Here is a 15872-nt window from a genome sequence, read left to right on the forward strand (position 1 = left end):
TAACGCACCGTGGCCGATGAATGGTTGGGGCAGGCTCAAGGTTGCAGGCGGTCAATGTGGGAGCAGGCATGCCCGCTAAGCAGGCTGCACGGTGCATGGCACGGGCTTAGCCCGTGCTCGCCGGAAAAGCCCACAGTGATCGCGCTGGCGTTGGGTCATGTGCAAGCGCATTTCCCTCTGACCGTCAGATCCCACCGCCCGCCAGCAACTGCGTCATCACCTCAGCCAACGCCTTGACCATCACATCCGCCGTCGGCCGGTGCACGATGACGATCTCATAGCTGTCGACCTCCGGCAGCCCTTGCCCGGCCCCCAGTACCCTGTGCTCGCCGGTGGCCGCCCTGGGTGGCAGCAGGCTGATACCCATGCCATCGGCGACCGCAGCCTGGATGCCACTGAGGCTGGAACTGGTAAAGCTGATGCGCCAGCGCCGCCCCATGCCTTCGATGGCGTTGATCATGTCCTCGCGGTACAGGCCGCGTGGCGGAAAGGTGACCAACGGGATCGGGTCCAGCTCGAAGGCAGGCGTGTGTGCGCTGTCGATCCACTGCAGACGCTCTGGCCAACAGGCCACGCCCTCACGGCTGTTGCGCCGCTGCTTGAGCAGCACCAGGTCAAGTTCGCCATTGTCGTAGGCCTGGCTCAGGTCACGGCACAAGCCGCTGGTCACTTCGAGCTTCACCTGTGGGTGCAGCCGGCTGAATGCCGACAGCGCATTGGTGGTACGCCCGCCCACGAAGTCCTCGGGCACACCAAGCCGCACCGTGGTGCCCACCATCGCCCCGGCCAGGGCTTCAAGCATCTGATCGTTCAGGGCCAGCATGTGCCGGGCATAGCCGAGCAAGGTCTGCCCGGCGTCGGTCGGCAGCACATCACGGTTGCCCCGCACCAGCAGGCGGTGGCCGACCATGTCTTCCAGGCGGCGCACTTTCTGGCTGATCGTCGACTGGGTCGAATGCAGCCGCGCGGCAGCGGTGGTGAAGCTGCCGCAGTCGGCCACCACGACAATGGCGCGCAGCAGGTCGAGGTCGAACAGAGCCCTATTCGATTTCACGCTGATAGACATCTAGATATTCAACGACTGAATGGCAAGTCTGCGTTCTATCACGGCTAGTCACCGAGGGCCACTCCTTCCCGCCGAGGATCGGCACCGCCTGACCAACCCTCGCCGCTGCGCTGGATGATCTGCATGCCGCTGGTCATGGTCATCGGTGTCACCTCATGGCCCCAGGCTGCCAACTGGCGGATCAGCGCCGGGCTGCTCAGCCCTGCTTCCACTTCGGTGCCGGCATTGCGGCTGCCGAAGTTGGGCAGGCCAGCGGCCTGTTGCGGGTCGAGCTGCCAATCCAGCAGGCCGACCAGTGCCTTGTTCACGTAACCGATGATCTGCGAACCACCCGGCGAACCGAGGCTCGCGACAAACTCGCCCGTGGCACGCGAGAACACCAATGTCGGCGCCATGGCCGACAGCGGCCGTTTGCCCGGCTGCACCCGATTGGCCACAGGCTTGCCGTGCTCGTGGGGGATGAACGAGAAGTCGGTCAGCTGATTGTTGAGCAGGAAGCCCTTGACCATCAGGTGCGAGCCAAATGCGGCCTCCACCGAGGTGGTCATGGCCAGGGCCTGGCCGCTGTCATCCACCGCACTGAGGTGAGAGGTGGAGATGCGCAGTGGCGAGCGGTCGGGCGCAAGTGCCAGGTCCGCTCCTTGCGGGCGGCCCGGACGGGCGCGCTTCATGCTGTACTCGCCGATCAGCGCCGCGCGGCTGGCCAGATAAGCAGCATCGGTCAGGGCCTTGACCGGGACGGGCACGTAGTCGTTGTCGGCCAGGTACTGAGCGCGGTCGGCGTAGGCCAGGCGCTCGGCCTCGGCGATCAGGTGCACGGCCAAGGGCGGAGCTTCCAGGCGTGCCGGGGACGAGGTGACCAGCGGTCGCAGCGCTGCCAGGTCGCGTTGCGGCGCGGTGCGCTGCACGGCTTCGAGCAGGCCCAAGGTCTGCAGCACAGTCACCCCACCCGAGGAGGGTGGCGGCATGCCGCATATTTGCCAGGCCTTGTAGGGGCCGCACAGCGGCTCGCGCTCCTTGGCCTGGTACTGCTGCAAGTCCTGCAACGACAGATACCCGGCATTGGCATGGCCACGCACCTTGGCGACGATGGCTTCGGCAATTTCACCGCTGTAGAACACCTCGGGCCCCTGTGCGGCGATCTGCTCGAAGGTCTGTGCCAACTCAGGGTTGCGCAGAATTGTACCCACGGCCAGCGGCCTGCCCTGTTCATCCAGGAAGTAACGAGCCATTGCGGGTGAGCGGGCAATGTAGGGGTCCCCGGCCAGTAGCGTGTGCAGGCGCTCGGAAACCGCGAAGCCGTTGCGTGCCAAGGCGATGGCCGGGGCGAACAGGGCGTGCCAGGGCAACTTGCCGTGCTGCTCGTGGGCCTGTTTCAGGGCACGCAGCACCCCAGGCACGCCCACCGAACGCCCACCGATCTGCGCCACCCGGAACGGCATGGGTGTGCCATCGGCTTGCAGGAACAGCTTTTCCGTCACCGCCGCAGGTGCTGCCTCACGCCCGTCGAATGCCTGCACGCGCTTGCCATCCCAGTACAGGATGAACGCCCCGCCACCGATCCCACTGGACTGCGGCTCGACCAGTGTCAGCACCATCTGCATGGCGATGGCGGCGTCAATCGCACTGCCGCCGGCACGCAACATCGCCCGCCCCGCTTCACTGGCCAGCGGGTTGGCGGCGGCAACCATGTGCCGGCTGGCGTGCACCGGCTGCAAACCGCTGCGGTAGCCGGAGGCCAGTTCCGGTGGCGTGGGCAATACCTGGTCGGCACCGGCCCAGTTACTGGTAACCAGCAGGCACAAAGCGCCGATCAGCGGGGTGGGATATTTCATCGTCATGCATCCTGCCATCACCTATTCAGCGAAGCACTGTCGGTCATACGCAGTCTCGACTTCAAGCCTTGGTGTAATTACCGGCAAGCCATTCGCTGACCAATGCAGCCCTTGCTCTCTGCATGAATGCCAGGTTTGCACAATGACAGATCAGGTCACTTCTTCGAACGGCAGCCCCACATAGTTCTCGGCAATGTTCACCAGCCCCGCCGGCGAGGTCAGGAAGTACTCGCGGTCAGCTTCCTGCATCTTCTGGTCCCAGGCATCCTTGTGGCTACCGAAATCATGCAGCAGTTGGGTCATGAACCAGCTGAAGCGCTCGCCCTTCCACACGCGGCGCAGGGCCAGCGGCGAGTATTGCGCAAGCAGGTCGACGCGCCCTTCGTGGTACACCTTGACCAGAATGCGGTACAGGTAGTTGACGTCCGAGGCCGCTAGGTTAAGGCCTTTGGCACCCGTAGGGGGGACGATGTGCGCCGCGTCACCCACCAGGAACAGGTGACCATACTGCATGGGTTCGACCACCAGGCTACGCAGTGGCGCAATACTTTTTTCCAACGCGGGGCCTGTGACCAGGTCCGCCGCCACCTCGGCGGGCAAACGGGCTTTCAGTTCGTCCCAGAAACGCTCGTCAGACCACTCCTCGACCCGATCCTGCAAAGGTACCTGCAGGTAGTAGCGGCTGCGTGTTTGCGAGCGTTGGCTACACAACGCGAAACCGCGCGCATGGTGGGCGTAGATCAGCTCGTGATTGACCGGCGGTGTGTCCGACAGCAGCCCCAGCCAGCCAAACGGGTAAACCCGTTCATACTGCTTCAGCACACCCTCCGGGATGCTCTGCCGCGAGATGCCGTGGAAGCCGTCGCAGCCGGCGATATAGTCGCAGTCAACCCGCTGTACCCGGCCATCCTTTTCGAACGTCAGGTAGGGCTTCTCGCCTTTCAATTCATGCGGCTGAACGTTGGCGGCTGAATAGATGATCGGCGCACCACTGGCTTCACGGGCCTGCATCAGGTCACGGGTGACCTCGGTCTGGCCATAGACCATCACCGTCTTGCCACCGGTCAGCGCCTTGAGGTCCAGGCGTTGACGGCGCCCGCCAACCAACAGCTCGACCCCCTCGTGCACCAGGCCTTCACGGTCCATGCGCTCGGCCACGCCGGCCTCGCGCAGCAGGTCGACCGTGCCTTGCTCCAGCACCCCGGCGCGGATGCGGCCTAGTACGTACTCGGCGGTCTGGCGTTCGACGATGATGTTATCGATACCGGCCTTGTGCAGCAGTTGGCCCAGCAGCAGGCCAGACGGACCTGCACCAATAATTGCAACCTGAGTTTTCATTGTTGTTGTCTCTGTTCGGGCGATACCGGCCCGGGACTGGCAGCGGGGCGGCATCTGCTGTTAGGGTTTGCCATTGCATTTTTACTGGCAGAAAACGCCGTTTAAGTGTGCTATTCCATAAAAAACCTGCACTTTTACGAAAAGCGTTCGATTAACGGACAGGCCAACCCAGATGAAATCCACCCTCCCCGGCGTCCCGTTGTTCAAGCTGTATGGCGAAAATCAGGCCTGGCCCGGCACCGACCTGCTGCACTGCGAGTCGATCCCGGCACGCAGCCGCCTGCATCACTGGGAGATCAAGCCGCACCAGCATGCCGAGCTGTTCCAGCTGCTGTATGTACAGCGTGGCCAGGCGCAGGTGGAAATCGAGGGCGTGCGCAGTGCCATCGGCGAAGCGGCGATCCAGGTCGTGCCACCGATGACCGTGCATGGCTTTCGCTTCAGCGCCGATATCCAGGGCTATGTCCTGACCTTTGGTACTGCCCTTGTAGCGAACCTGGAACAGCGCCTGGGCGCGCCACTGACGGTGCTGGCCCAGCCTGCGTGTTATCCGTTGGGCCATGACCGCGTGCACCTGCGCAGCCTGGTCGACACCTTGCAGCGGGAGTACCAAGGCAATGCCCCGGCACGCGCCGCGATGCTGGAAGCGTTGGTGACCGCGCTGATGGTGTGGATCAGCCGCCGTCAGCAGCAAGGGCAGGCACCGCGTAACCGTGATGAACGTGATCGCCTGTTGCTGGGGCAATACTTGCGCTTGGTCGAAGCGCATTACCGCGAGCATCTGTCGGTTGAAGACTTTGCCGCGCGGTTGAATATTCCGAGTTTGCAACTGAACCAGCTGTGCCGGGCACTGAGCGGTCAGACTGCATTGCAGGTGGTGCACCAGCGGTTGTTGCTGGAGGCGCGACGCAACCTTATTTACACGCGGATGAGCATTGGGCAGTTGTCGGACAGCCTGGGGTTTACCGACCCGACCTACTTCGCCCGGTGGTTCAAGCGCTTGAGTGGGCAAACGCCCAATGCGTATCGCAGATCAGGGTTGTCGGAATAATCCTTGGCGGCCTCTTCTTGACGTATACGTCAACCTGCCCTCAGGATATCCGCATACCCCACGCCGAGCCCGAGCATGAGCACTCAGACCTACAGCATCTCCGACCTGTCCCGCGAACTGGACATCACCACCCGCGCTATCCGCTTCTACGAAGAACAGGGCCTGCTCAGCCCTGAGCGCCGTGGCCTGGAACGTATCTACTCACCGCGCGACAAGGTCAGCCTGAAGCTCATCCTGCGCGGCAAGCGCATTGGCTTCTCCCTGGCCGAGTGCCGCGAGTTGATCGAACTGTACGACCCCACCAGCGGCAACCTCAAACAGCTCAACAGCATGCTGGCGAAGATTGCCGAGCGCCGCGCCCAGCTGGAGCAGCAGATGCTGGACATCCACCAGATGCAACTGGAACTGGACACCGCCCAGGAGCGCTGCGAACAAGCCCTGGCCGCCACCCTGAACAACAAAGACAACCGCTGAACGCCACAGGAAACCCGCCATGTCCTTGCCCAAACACGTCCGCCTGGTCGAAGTCGGCCCCCGCGACGGCCTGCAGAACGAAGCCCAGCCCATCAGCGTCGCCGACAAGGTACGCCTGGTCAACGACCTCACCGAAGCGGGCCTGGCCTATATAGAAGTGGGCAGTTTCGTGTCACCCAAGTGGGTGCCACAGATGGCCGGCTCTGCCGAGGTATTCGCCGGCATCCAGCAGCGCCCCGGTGTGACGTATGCCGCACTGGCGCCGAACCTGCGCGGGTTCGAGGACGCCCTGGCTGCCGGGGTCAAGGAAGTAGCGGTGTTCGCTGCCGCCTCCGAAGCGTTCTCGCAACGCAACATCAATTGCTCGATCAGCGAAAGCCTCAAGCGCTTCGAACCCATCATGGACGCTGCGCGCAGCCACGGCGTGCGCGTGCGCGGGTATGTGTCATGTGTGCTCGGCTGCCCTTACGAAGGCAAGGTCAGCGCCGAGCAGGTGGCCCCGGTGGCCCGCGCCCTGCACGACATGGGCTGCTACGAGGTCTCGCTGGGTGACACCATTGGCACCGGTACCGCAGGCGACACCCGGCGCCTGTTCGAGGTGGTATCGGCCCAGGTACCGCGCGAGCAGTTGGCCGGACACTTCCATGACACTTACGGCCAGGCCTTGGCCAACGTCTATGCCAGCCTGCTCGAGGGCATCAGCGTATTCGACAGCTCGGTAGCCGGGCTGGGCGGCTGCCCTTACGCCAAGGGTGCTACCGGCAATATCGCCAGTGAAGACGTTGTGTACCTGCTGCAGGGGCTTGGCATTGAAACCGGCATCGACCTGGGCCGGCTGATAGCCGCCGGCCAGCGCATCAGCGGCGTGCTGGGCCGCGACAACGGGTCGCGGGTAGCACGGGCGTGCAGCGCACAATAGGTCACACGGGTGTCACATTGGTGTGGGTGAAGTGTTACCTCCCGCACATTTCACAGCAAAAAATCGGGTAACAGGGAAACAAATCGGCAGAATTTCAGGCGGGGCGGTGTCGACCAAAATTCTTAAATCATTGATTTAAAAGGGATTTTAAAAGTTGGCACGCACCCTGCTATATCTCTGGTACAAGAACAAAAAAAACGCGATACCCAATAAAAACAACAGGTAACGGCTCTGACATAACGAGAACAACACGGCAGAGGCGTAGCAAGCAGATTTTTTTGGAGTCGACACGCTTTTCAGGGGTTCGCCCCGCGGTCTGGCACAGAACAATAAAACTACCTCAAGGTAGCGGCAGCCAGGTTCGGATCAGCAATGATGAAAGCAGGTCAGCGCTCAAAAAAATACGTTTGCTCTTGACCCCGCATGGGGGTCACCCGCAACACCAGGACAAGCCGACAAAAACAACAATAGGCCGGTCCCAATAATAAAAAAAGAGCAGGCAACAACGCTTTGAGGGGAGCTTCGGCTCCCCTCAGTGCTTCCTGCCCTCTTCCTCCTTCTGCTTCTCCTCATCCTGTCCTTCGACCTTCTCCACCAGCAACGGCATCGTGCCCAGTACCAGCAGGGCCAGTACCGTGCTGATCAGCGCCGTGGCTTCGCGCCCCATGCCAGCCGCCGTGCCAATGGCAGCCGTCATCCATAGCCCGGCAGCGGTCGTCAGGCCCTTCACATGGCTGGTGTCCCGGCCGTTACCCTTCAGAATGGTACCCGCACCGAGAAAACCGATACCGGCAACGATGCCCTGGATCACCCGACTGAGTGCCTGTTCATCGGCCCCCGCCATACTGGGCGACAGTACGAACAGGGCGGCCCCCAGCGACACCAGCATGTGGGTACGCACCCCGGCAGACTTACCCTTGTGTTCGCGCTCGAAGCCCAGTACTGCGCCAAGCACAGCAGCCATCAGCAAGCGCACAAGGATTTGCGTCACCTCGCGCTCATCGGTGACATCGGCGAATTCCGCCTGGATTGCTTGCCAGATGATGTCCATCGCAGTTGTTTCCCCTGCTTGAGCTTCATGAATCCGCCCGCCACGTCAGCAGGCCTGCCCTCTGCATGGTTGACCGCCACACGTATTACAAAGTGCCGCTCAGCTTGCTGATGCAGCAACTGGCCCCTGACCGTGGTCCACCCTGTAATTACCCCGGGAGGACCCACCATGCCCATTGAAATCGACGAAACCACCCGCCGCTGCACACTGATCGGCGAAGGCCTGCGCATCGAGGGCGAAGGCCCGGATATCGAAATCATCACCGACGAACAGTTGCGCATGTCGGTGGCCATACTGGCCGGCCAACGCGTGCCCATTACCGAAACCGAGGCCGATGCACTGACCGTGGCGGGTGCGGTGGATAGCCGCAGGCATCTGAAGGCCAGCGCGCCAGGTTCGGTGATATGAGGCCTGGCGGGGTCATGCGGCAAATGTGATATGGTTTTTATCGTAAAATCTGAACCTGTGCTGATAACAGCTTCAGCGCCATAGTGCTCATGCCTGATCGAGGCCTGATGAGCACCGAACCATGAACGATAGAATCCCTTTTACAGAGATCGCCACCGCCCCAGCCAGCATCCAAGCACGACGCACCGACAGCGGCATCCAGACCCGCAGCTTTACCGGGCTTTACCGTAACCTGCGCATCGGCTTTGCCGGCGCCCTGTTCGTGCTGTTCTTCGGCACGGCCTGGCTGAACTGGAACGGCCGCCAAGCCGTACTGTGGGACCTGGGAAACAGCAAGTTCCACATCTTCGGCGCCACCTTCTGGCCACAGGACTTCATCCTGCTGTCGGCGTTGCTGATCATCTGTGCCTTTGGCCTGTTCGCCATCACCGTCTACGCCGGGCGCGTCTGGTGCGGTTACAGTTGCCCACAAAGCACCTGGACCTGGCTATTCATGTGGTGCGAAAAGGTTACCGAGGGGGACCGCAACCAGCGCATCAAGCTGGCCTCGGCGCCCTGGAGCCTGAACAAACTGGCCCGTCGCACGCTCAAGCACAGCCTGTGGTTGGTCATTGGCGTGCTCACGGGGCTGACCTTCGTCGGCTACTTCACCCCGATCCGCCCACTGGCCGCAGAATTGCTCACCTTGCAACTGGGCGGTGTGGCACTGTTCTGGGTGCTGTTCTTCACGGCCGCTACCTACATCAATGCCGGCCTGCTGCGTGAAGCGGTGTGCCTGCACATGTGCCCGTATGCGCGCTTCCAGAGCGTGATGTTCGACAAGGACACCCTGGCGGTCGCTTACGACCCGCGTCGTGGCGAAGCCCGTGGTCCGCGCAAAAAAGGCAGTGATGTCGGTGCCCAGGGACTGGGTGACTGCATCGATTGCACCCTGTGCGTGCAGGTGTGCCCCACCGGCATCGACATCCGTGATGGCTTGCAGATGGCTTGCATCGGCTGTGCCGCGTGCATCGACGCCTGTGACGGGGTAATGGACAAGATGGGTTACGCCCGCGGCCTGATTGGCTACAAGTCCGAGCACAGCCTGCAAGGCGGCACCACCCACTGGCTGCGCCCGCGCCTGTTGGGCTACGCTGCCGCACTGCTGGTCATGATCGGGGCACTGGTGGTGGCCCTGCAGATGCGCCCGATGGTATCGCTGGATGTGATCAAGGACCGCGGCCTGTTCCGCGAAAACGCCCAAGGCCAGATCGAGAACATTTACCTGCTCAAAGTCATCAACAAGACCGAACGTACCCAGCACTATCAATTGCGCCTGCTGGACGCTGACGGTTTCACCCTGCAGGGCAGTAGCGCACTGGTCATCCCAGCTGGCGAAATGAGCGAACTGCCGGTGTCGGTGGCAATGCTCGCGGAGCGCCCGACCAGCAGCTCGCAGACGCTGAGCTTTGAAATCAGCGAGCGTGACGATCCCGCTATCCGCAGCGTGGCGCATAGTCGCTTTGTCGCCCCCATGAACCGCTGATCCCTTACACTCACGCCACCTTGCCTGCCAGGCTTGGACAGAAGGCCAGAATGAAACGCTACGAACGCTTCGCCGATGACATTGCCGAACTGATCCGCTCCGGGGTGCTGGGCCCCGGCCAGCGCGTGCCGTCCGTGCGCTACGCCAGCCAGACCCACGGGGTCAGCCCGTCTACCGTGTTCCAGGCCTATTACCTGCTGGAACGCCGCGGGCTGATCCGCGCCCGGCCGCGCTCCGGGTATTTCGTCAACGCCCACGTTCCGCGTCAGTTCAGCGAGCCGCAGGCGCTGCAGCCGGTGAGCGAGTCTACCGATGTCGACGTCAGCGCCTTGGTATTTTCGATCCTCGACTCGATCAAGGACCCCAACACCATTGCCTTCGGCTCAGCCTTTCCCAGCCCTGAGCTGTTCCCGCTGCAACGCCTGTCGCGCTCACTGGCCAGTGCCAGCCGCAGCATGGACCCGCGCATGGTGGTGACCGATCTGTCCCCCGGCAACCCGCAGCTGCGCCGGCAGATCGCCCTGCGCTACATGGTCGGTGGGCTGATGCTGCCGATGGAAGAGCTGCTGATCACCAACGGCGCACTGGAGGCCCTGAACCTGTGCCTGCAGGCCGTGACCCAGCCGGGCGACCTGGTCGCCATCGAGGCCCCCGCCTTCTATGCCTGCCTGCAGGTGCTGGAGCGGCTCAAGCTCAAGGCCGTGGAAATCCCCGTGCACCCACGCGAGGGCATGGACCTGGGGGTGCTGGCGCAGACCCTGGAAAAGCACCCGGTAAAGGCCGTGTGGTGCATGACCAACTTCCAGAACCCGGTGGGTGCAAGCATGCCGGAGGCCAAGAAACAGGCCTTGGTGGAGTTGCTGGCGCGCCATCAGGTGCCGTTGATCGAAGACGACGTGTACGCCGAGCTGTACTACTCGCAACAGGCGCCCAAACCCGCCAAGGCCTTCGACACCCAGGGCCTGGTCATGCACTGCGGTTCGTTCGCCAAAAGCCTGGCACCGGGCTATCGCATTGGCTGGGTGGCCGCCGGGCGCTTTGCGCAGAAGATCGAGCGGTTGAAACTGATGACCTCCCTTTGTGCCTCCATGCCGGCCCAGGCGGCCATCGCCGATTACCTGCAACACGGCGGGTACGACCGCCACCTGCGCAAGCTGCGCTACGCGCTGGAGGGCCAGCAGGCCAACATGCTGGCAGCCATCGCCCGCCACTTCCCGGCGCAGACACGGGTCAGCCAGCCCTCCGGCGGCTACTTCCTGTGGCTGGAACTGCCCGAGCAGATGGACGCCCTCAAGCTGTTCCACATGGCCCTGGCCCAAGGCATCAGCATCGCCCCTGGACCTATCTTTTCGCCCACCCGACGCTTCGGCAATTGCATCCGCCTGAACTACGGCAGCCCCTGGCATGACGGCGCCGAACAGGCCATGGAAACCCTCGGGCGGATCATTCGTTCGTTCTGATAGCAAGGGGCCCGAGGGGCGACTATAGTTGCCCGATCCGATCATCAGGCCCTCGTCATGTCGCCAGATACGCTTGCGTCCTTTGCCCAGTTGCAGGCGCGTGTCGCAGAACTGGAAGCACGCCTGGCAGAGCGCGAAGATAGCGTCCAGGCGCATGACAAGCTGCTTGGAGAACTGCTCGACAACAGCCCGGCCAACGTGTTTGCTGCCGACCGCAGGATGCGCCTGTTGGCCATCAACCGCACGGCACGCGAAACCTTCGAGCGTTACCGAGGCTTCGTGCCGCAGATTGGCGATTACGTACCCCAGTTCCTGACCGATCAACCCGACATCATGGGCCGCCTGGCCCCGATATGGCCGCGCATACTGGCAGGGGAAGCGTTCATCGACACCGTCACCTTCGGGCTGGACGATGCACCACGCCACTACGAAATTCGCTACCACCCGTGGCTCGATGCTCAGCAGCGAATTCAGGGCGGCTACCTGTTCGCCTATGACATCACGCAGCGCGTGACCGAACAGGAACGCCTGCAGCAGGCCGAAGAAGCACTGCGCCAGGCGCAGAAAATGGAGGCGGTCGGCCAGTTGACCGGCGGGATTGCCCATGATTTCAACAACCTGCTGGCCAGCATCCTTGGCGCCCTGGAACTGGCCGGGCAACGTCTGGTGCAGCAACGCCTGGCGGACACTGCGCAGCTGCTTGAACTCAGCCGGCACAATGCCCAACGCGCCGCAGCCTTGGTGCAGCGCTTGCTGGCATTCTCACGGCAGCAGACGCTGGTCCCGCAACGGGTCGATGTGCAGCAACTGGTGGCCGGTATGCACGACCTGATCAGCAGCTCCACCGGCCCCTATGTCGACTACCGCGACCAGACGCATGCCGGACTCTGGCCTATCCGAATAGACGCACAGCAACTGGAAAACGCGCTGCTCAACCTGTGCATCAACGCCCGTGACGCCATGCCGCTTGGCGGCACCTTGAGCATCGGTTGCGCCAATGTCGAAGTGCAAGGCGCCGAAGCCAGACAGCTGGGCTTGGCCGCTGGCCAGTTTCTGCGTATCCGCGTTGAAGACACCGGCATGGGCATGTCCAAGGAAGTGATGCTGCGCGCCCTTGAGCCCTTCTTCACCACCAAGCCGCTCGGCCAGGGCACTGGCCTTGGGCTGTCCATGGTCTACGGCTTTGTGCGGCAATCCGGTGGCCAGGTGGTCATCGATAGCACGCCTGGCCAGGGTACGGCCATCAGCCTGTATCTCCCCTGCGATGAAAGCATCGCCGCCGCTTCACCCAGCCCCCACGTCGAAGGGCCTGCCCCTGCGGCCTCGCTTCAGCAGCGCGTGTGCAAGGTGATGCTGGTGGAAGACGAGCCGGCCCTGCGCCTGGTCATGCTGGAGGTATTGCTAGACCAGGGCCATGAGGTTCAGGCATTCGAAGATGGCCGCGAGGCATACAAGGCCTTGCAGGAAGCCCCTGCGCCGGACTTGCTGATCACCGATCTCGGCCTGCCAGGGGGTATCGATGGCTACCAACTCGCGGACGCCTGTCGAGGTATTGCACCCCATGCAGCGGTGCTGCTGATTACAGGCCGTGACGCTGCGCACAGTACGGCAAAAGCGCGGCCCGACCGGCGCACCGAACTGCTGGCCAAGCCATTCGATCTTCAAGCACTTGCCCAGGCGCTTGAACGGCTGCTGGGGAGCACCGCCCAGTCGCACTGAGCAGCTATTCGCCTACAGGTGAACACGTTAAAGTCAGGACTTTTCATTGGCCGGACGCAGGCATGCCTTCTCGTGATCTGAACTCACTGCGCCAACAAGTCGAAGACCTCCAGCGACAGAACACACTGCTGGAGCAACGGCTTGCAAGCCACCTGGCGCACGACCAGGACTTCTATCGCTCACTGTTCGACACCATGGACGAAGGCTTCTGCATCATCGAGTTCTTCGATGGCCCCCATGGCCCCCTGAGTGACTACGTGCACGTACTGGCCAACGCAGCCTATGCCAAACACGCCGGCATCCCCAACGTGGTCGGGCAAAAACTGCGCGAGATGGTGCCCGATGAGGCGGATGACTGGGTGGCCCGCTATGGCGCGGTGCTTCGCACCGGCGAACCGCTGCACTTCGAGCAGGAACTGATTGCCACGGGCCACGTGCTGTCGGTGACCACTTTTCGCATAGAACCTGCCGAGAAACGCCAGGTCGCGGTATTGTTCAAGGATGTCACCGAACGCCGGCGTGCAGAGCAGGCTCTGCAGCGCCTGAACGAAGAGCTCGAACTACGGGTGAATGCCGCACTGGCGGAGCGACGCTTGTTTGCCGAGCTGGTCGATCACAGTGTGGTCAACGTGCATGTGATCGACAAGGACCTGCGCTGGCTGGCTGTCAATCGCCAGGCCAGGCATGACTTCCACCTGCTGTACGGGAGGACACCCGAAATCGGCGACTACCTGCCCGGGTTGTTCGAGGATGGCGCCGCCGGCCAGACGCCTGTTCTGCCGATGTGGCAGCGCGCCCTGGCAGGCGAGCAGTTCATCGAGATCGGCACCTTCGGCAGGCCCCCCGCGCTGCGCCATTATGAGTTGCGCTTCAACGCCTTGCGCGACCCCAAAGGCGAGGTACAGGGCGCGTTTCTGTTCGCCTATGACATCAGTGAGCGAGTACAGGAGCAGGAACGCCTGGCCAAGGCCGAAGCGGCGCTGCGCCAGGCACAGAAGATGGAAGCCGTAGGCCAGCTCAGTGGCGGCATAGCCCACGACTTCAACAATTTGCTGGGCGGCATCCTGGGCGCCCAGGAGTTGATGCGGCAACGCCTGGAGCAGTCACGCTTCGACGCCCTGGCGCCCTTGCTGGAGCTGTCCAGCAGCGCGGCGCAGCGGGCCTCTTCGCTGGTGCACCGGCTGCTGGCCTTCTCCCGCCAGCAGACCCTGCAACCCTGCTCCACACAAGTGGCCACCTTGGTGGCCGGCATGGAAGACCTGCTGCGCCGCACCATCGGCCCGGCGATTACCCTGAGCAGCCGCTTTGCCAGCCAGCTGTGGCCGACCTTCATCGACCCTCCCCAACTGGAAAGCGCCTTGCTCAACTTATGCATCAACGCGCGCGATGCCATGCCTGCCGGGGGTGTGATCGAGATCATTGGCGACAACCTGCAGCTTGACGACGAGCAGGCCGTGGCACTGGAACTGCCGGCCAGCGAGTTCGTACGGCTGAGCGTCGTCGACAACGGTAGCGGCATGTCGGCTGAAGTTGTCGAGCGCGCGGTCGAGCCGTTCTTCACCACCAAGCCGATGGGCCAGGGCACCGGCCTGGGTCTGTCCATGACCTATGGCTTCGTGCGCCAGTCGGGTGGGCAATTACGGGTGCTGTCGGTGCCTGGCGAGGGTACCCGCATCGAGCTGCTGTTACCCCGCCACCACGAGCAAGCCCAGGCGCCAATCAGCAAACCTCCGCGCACGCTCTTGCAAAGAAGCAGCGAGACTGCAAAACGCATTCTGTTGGTTGAAGACCAGACGGCCTTGCGCCTGGTGATTGGCGAAGTGTTGGAAGAGCTGGGCTATCGGGTGGACGCCTTCGAGAACGGTCCGTCTGCCCTCACCCACCTGCAAAGCGGCGAACGGCCAGACTTGCTGCTGAGCGATGTCGGCCTGCCTGGCGGCCTGAATGGCCGCCAGGTAGCCGAACGCTGCCGTGAGCGCTACCCGGACCTCAAGGTGCTGTTGATCACCGGTTACGATGAGAGCGCGGCGCTCAGCGACGGCCAACCGCTGCAAGGTACGTTGGTGTTGACCAAGCCGTTCGAACTGGAAGCACTGGCAGAGCGGGTTCGCGAGCTGCTGGAACCTTGACGGGCGCGCTCAGCGCCCGCCGCCCAGGTCGATGAAGCTGCCGGTGGCATAGGAGGCTTTGTCCGAAAGCAACCAGAGGATGGCCTCGGCCACTTCCTCGGGATGCCCTCCTCGGCCCATGGGCAAGCCAGATTCAAGCTTGCTGACGCGGTCCGGGTCACCCGAAAGCGCATGGAAACCGGTATGGATATAGCCTGGTCGTACGCCATTGACGCGTACGCCCTCGCCTGCCACTTCTTTGGCCAGGCCGATGGTGAAGGTGTCGAGCGCGCCCTTGGAGGCGGCATAGTCGACATACTCGTTGGGCGAACCCAGGCGTGCGGCGACCGATGATACGTTGACGATGGCCCCGCCTTGCCCGCCATGCCGGCGCGCCATGCGCAGCAGGGCGTGCTTGGCGCAGAGCATGGGGCCGACGACGTTGGTCTTCATGACGTTCAGCAGACGGAACTCGGACATGTCCTCGACCCTGCTCTGCTGGCCGATGGTGCCGGCGTTGTTGACCAGTGCGGTGATCGGGCCTAGTTCATCGTCGACGCGCAGGAACAGCTGGATGATTTCATCCTCGACGCTGACGTCGGCGCGCACCGCGATGGCCTCGGCGCCCAGGGCGCGGACCTGGCTGAGGATGGCTTCGGCGGCTTGGTCATCGGCGTGATAGTTGATGCAGATGCGGTAGCCCTGGCGGGCGGCCAACAGCGCAGTGGCGGCGCCGATGCCGCGGCTGCCGCCGGTGATGACAATGACGTTCTCCATGGGTTTGCCAATGGTTTGGGGAAGGGAGCATCGACAATAGGCGAAATGGCGCTGCGTTGGAATGACGAAGATCAGCACAGCCAACCCTCTGCTGTTGATGTGGCTGTTGATCTGGCTGTTGATCTGGCTTTTGATCTTGAT

At 62.8% G+C, this 15872-nt stretch carries 13 protein-coding genes; 8 read left to right on the forward strand and 5 right to left on the reverse strand.

Annotated elements, in window-relative coordinates:
- Positions 1 to 184: 184 nt before the first annotated feature.
- From ACF8Q6_RS22160 to pobA, 3 genes are all read right to left on the reverse strand, one after another.
- Entirely contained in the window at positions 185 to 1066 is an 882-nt protein-coding gene (locus tag ACF8Q6_RS22160) for a LysR substrate-binding domain-containing protein (RefSeq protein ID WP_003247855.1), read from the reverse strand.
- 44 nt (positions 1067 to 1110) lie between these two features.
- On the reverse strand, positions 1111 to 2901 hold the full coding sequence (gene ggt, locus ACF8Q6_RS22165) for a gamma-glutamyltransferase (protein WP_392492596.1): 1791 nt from the start codon (positions 2899 to 2901) through the stop codon (positions 1111 to 1113).
- Positions 2902 to 3051: 150 nt separating this feature from the next.
- Positions 3052 to 4239, reverse strand: coding sequence for a 4-hydroxybenzoate 3-monooxygenase (pobA, locus tag ACF8Q6_RS22170; RefSeq protein ID WP_014753390.1), 1188 nt, complete (start codon positions 4237 to 4239; stop codon positions 3052 to 3054).
- A 172-nt stretch (positions 4240 to 4411) separates the two neighbouring features.
- On the opposite strand from pobA, the gene ACF8Q6_RS22175 reads away from it, so the two are divergent.
- From ACF8Q6_RS22175 to ACF8Q6_RS22185, 3 genes are all read left to right on the forward strand, one after another.
- The gene (locus tag ACF8Q6_RS22175) at positions 4412 to 5290 is read left to right on the forward strand and encodes a helix-turn-helix domain-containing protein (RefSeq protein ID WP_003247849.1); all 879 of its coding nucleotides are present in this window, start codon (positions 4412 to 4414) and stop codon (positions 5288 to 5290) included.
- Between the two features lie 75 nt (positions 5291 to 5365).
- Positions 5366 to 5764 (forward strand): MerR family DNA-binding transcriptional regulator, encoded by a 399-nt coding sequence (locus tag ACF8Q6_RS22180; RefSeq protein WP_003247847.1) that lies wholly within the window; start codon positions 5366 to 5368, stop codon positions 5762 to 5764.
- A gap of 19 nt (positions 5765 to 5783) precedes the next feature.
- Positions 5784 to 6683: a hydroxymethylglutaryl-CoA lyase gene (locus tag ACF8Q6_RS22185; protein ID WP_003247838.1), complete on the forward strand. Its 900-nt coding sequence runs from the start codon at positions 5784 to 5786 to the stop codon at positions 6681 to 6683.
- Positions 6684 to 7215: 532 nt separating this feature from the next.
- Here ACF8Q6_RS22185 and ACF8Q6_RS22190 read toward each other — a convergent pair.
- Positions 7216 to 7734: an MgtC/SapB family protein gene (locus ACF8Q6_RS22190; protein WP_392492599.1), complete on the reverse strand. Its 519-nt coding sequence runs from the start codon at positions 7732 to 7734 to the stop codon at positions 7216 to 7218.
- Between the two features lie 168 nt (positions 7735 to 7902).
- Here ACF8Q6_RS22190 and ACF8Q6_RS22195 point away from each other — a divergent pair, with 168 nt between their 5' ends.
- The 5 genes from ACF8Q6_RS22195 to ACF8Q6_RS22215 all read left to right on the forward strand — a co-directional run bounded on the left by ACF8Q6_RS22195 (position 7903) and on the right by ACF8Q6_RS22215 (position 14975).
- Positions 7903 to 8142 carry a DUF3203 family protein gene (locus ACF8Q6_RS22195; RefSeq protein ID WP_003247835.1) on the forward strand — a complete coding sequence of 80 codons (240 nt, stop codon included), beginning with the start codon at positions 7903 to 7905 and terminating at the stop codon, positions 8140 to 8142.
- 121 nt (positions 8143 to 8263) lie between these two features.
- Positions 8264 to 9667, forward strand: coding sequence for a cytochrome c oxidase accessory protein CcoG (ccoG, locus tag ACF8Q6_RS22200; protein ID WP_392492601.1), 1404 nt, complete (start codon positions 8264 to 8266; stop codon positions 9665 to 9667).
- A gap of 50 nt (positions 9668 to 9717) precedes the next feature.
- Positions 9718 to 11127 (forward strand): GntR family transcriptional regulator MpaR, encoded by a 1410-nt coding sequence (gene mapR / locus ACF8Q6_RS22205; protein ID WP_003247831.1) that lies wholly within the window; start codon positions 9718 to 9720, stop codon positions 11125 to 11127.
- Positions 11128 to 11184: 57 nt separating this feature from the next.
- On the forward strand, positions 11185 to 12846 hold the full coding sequence (locus ACF8Q6_RS22210; RefSeq protein ID WP_392492603.1) for a PAS domain-containing protein: 1662 nt from the start codon (positions 11185 to 11187) through the stop codon (positions 12844 to 12846).
- 62 nt (positions 12847 to 12908) lie between these two features.
- On the forward strand, positions 12909 to 14975 hold the full coding sequence (locus ACF8Q6_RS22215; RefSeq protein WP_392492605.1) for a PAS domain-containing protein: 2067 nt from the start codon (positions 12909 to 12911) through the stop codon (positions 14973 to 14975).
- Between the two features lie 9 nt (positions 14976 to 14984).
- On the opposite strand, the gene ACF8Q6_RS22220 is transcribed toward ACF8Q6_RS22215, so the two are convergent.
- Entirely contained in the window at positions 14985 to 15731 is a 747-nt protein-coding gene (locus ACF8Q6_RS22220) for an SDR family oxidoreductase (RefSeq protein WP_392492607.1), read from the reverse strand.
- Positions 15732 to 15872: the final 141 nt, after the last annotated feature.

Origin of the sequence: Pseudomonas sp. GLN_2, from assembly GCF_043106005.1 — a bacterium.
In the GTDB taxonomy this organism is placed as follows: Bacteria; Pseudomonadota; Gammaproteobacteria; order Pseudomonadales; family Pseudomonadaceae; genus Aquipseudomonas; species Aquipseudomonas alloputida.

Bases quoted from the DNA above. Each gene is read 5' to 3' on its own strand.
- mapR (WP_003247831.1), top strand. From the start codon at position 9,718: ATGAAACGCTACGAACGCTTCGCCGATGACATTGCCGAACTGATCCGC.
- ACF8Q6_RS22215 (WP_392492605.1), top strand. From the start codon at position 12,909: ATGCCTTCTCGTGATCTGAACTCACTGCGCCAACAAGTCGAAGACCTC.
- ACF8Q6_RS22195 (WP_003247835.1), top strand. From the start codon at position 7,903: ATGCCCATTGAAATCGACGAAACCACCCGCCGCTGCACACTGATCGGC.
- ACF8Q6_RS22220 (WP_392492607.1), bottom strand. From the start codon at position 15,731: ATGGAGAACGTCATTGTCATCACCGGCGGCAGCCGCGGCATCGGCGCC.
- ggt (WP_392492596.1), bottom strand. From the start codon at position 2,901: ATGAAATATCCCACCCCGCTGATCGGCGCTTTGTGCCTGCTGGTTACC.
- ccoG (WP_392492601.1), top strand. From the start codon at position 8,264: ATGAACGATAGAATCCCTTTTACAGAGATCGCCACCGCCCCAGCCAGC.
- ACF8Q6_RS22175 (WP_003247849.1), top strand. From the start codon at position 4,412: ATGAAATCCACCCTCCCCGGCGTCCCGTTGTTCAAGCTGTATGGCGAA.
- pobA (WP_014753390.1), bottom strand. From the start codon at position 4,239: ATGAAAACTCAGGTTGCAATTATTGGTGCAGGTCCGTCTGGCCTGCTG.
- ACF8Q6_RS22210 (WP_392492603.1), top strand. From the start codon at position 11,185: ATGTCGCCAGATACGCTTGCGTCCTTTGCCCAGTTGCAGGCGCGTGTC.
- ACF8Q6_RS22160 (WP_003247855.1), bottom strand. From the start codon at position 1,066: ATGTCTATCAGCGTGAAATCGAATAGGGCTCTGTTCGACCTCGACCTG.
- ACF8Q6_RS22185 (WP_003247838.1), top strand. From the start codon at position 5,784: ATGTCCTTGCCCAAACACGTCCGCCTGGTCGAAGTCGGCCCCCGCGAC.
- ACF8Q6_RS22190 (WP_392492599.1), bottom strand. From the start codon at position 7,734: ATGGACATCATCTGGCAAGCAATCCAGGCGGAATTCGCCGATGTCACC.
- ACF8Q6_RS22180 (WP_003247847.1), top strand. From the start codon at position 5,366: ATGAGCACTCAGACCTACAGCATCTCCGACCTGTCCCGCGAACTGGAC.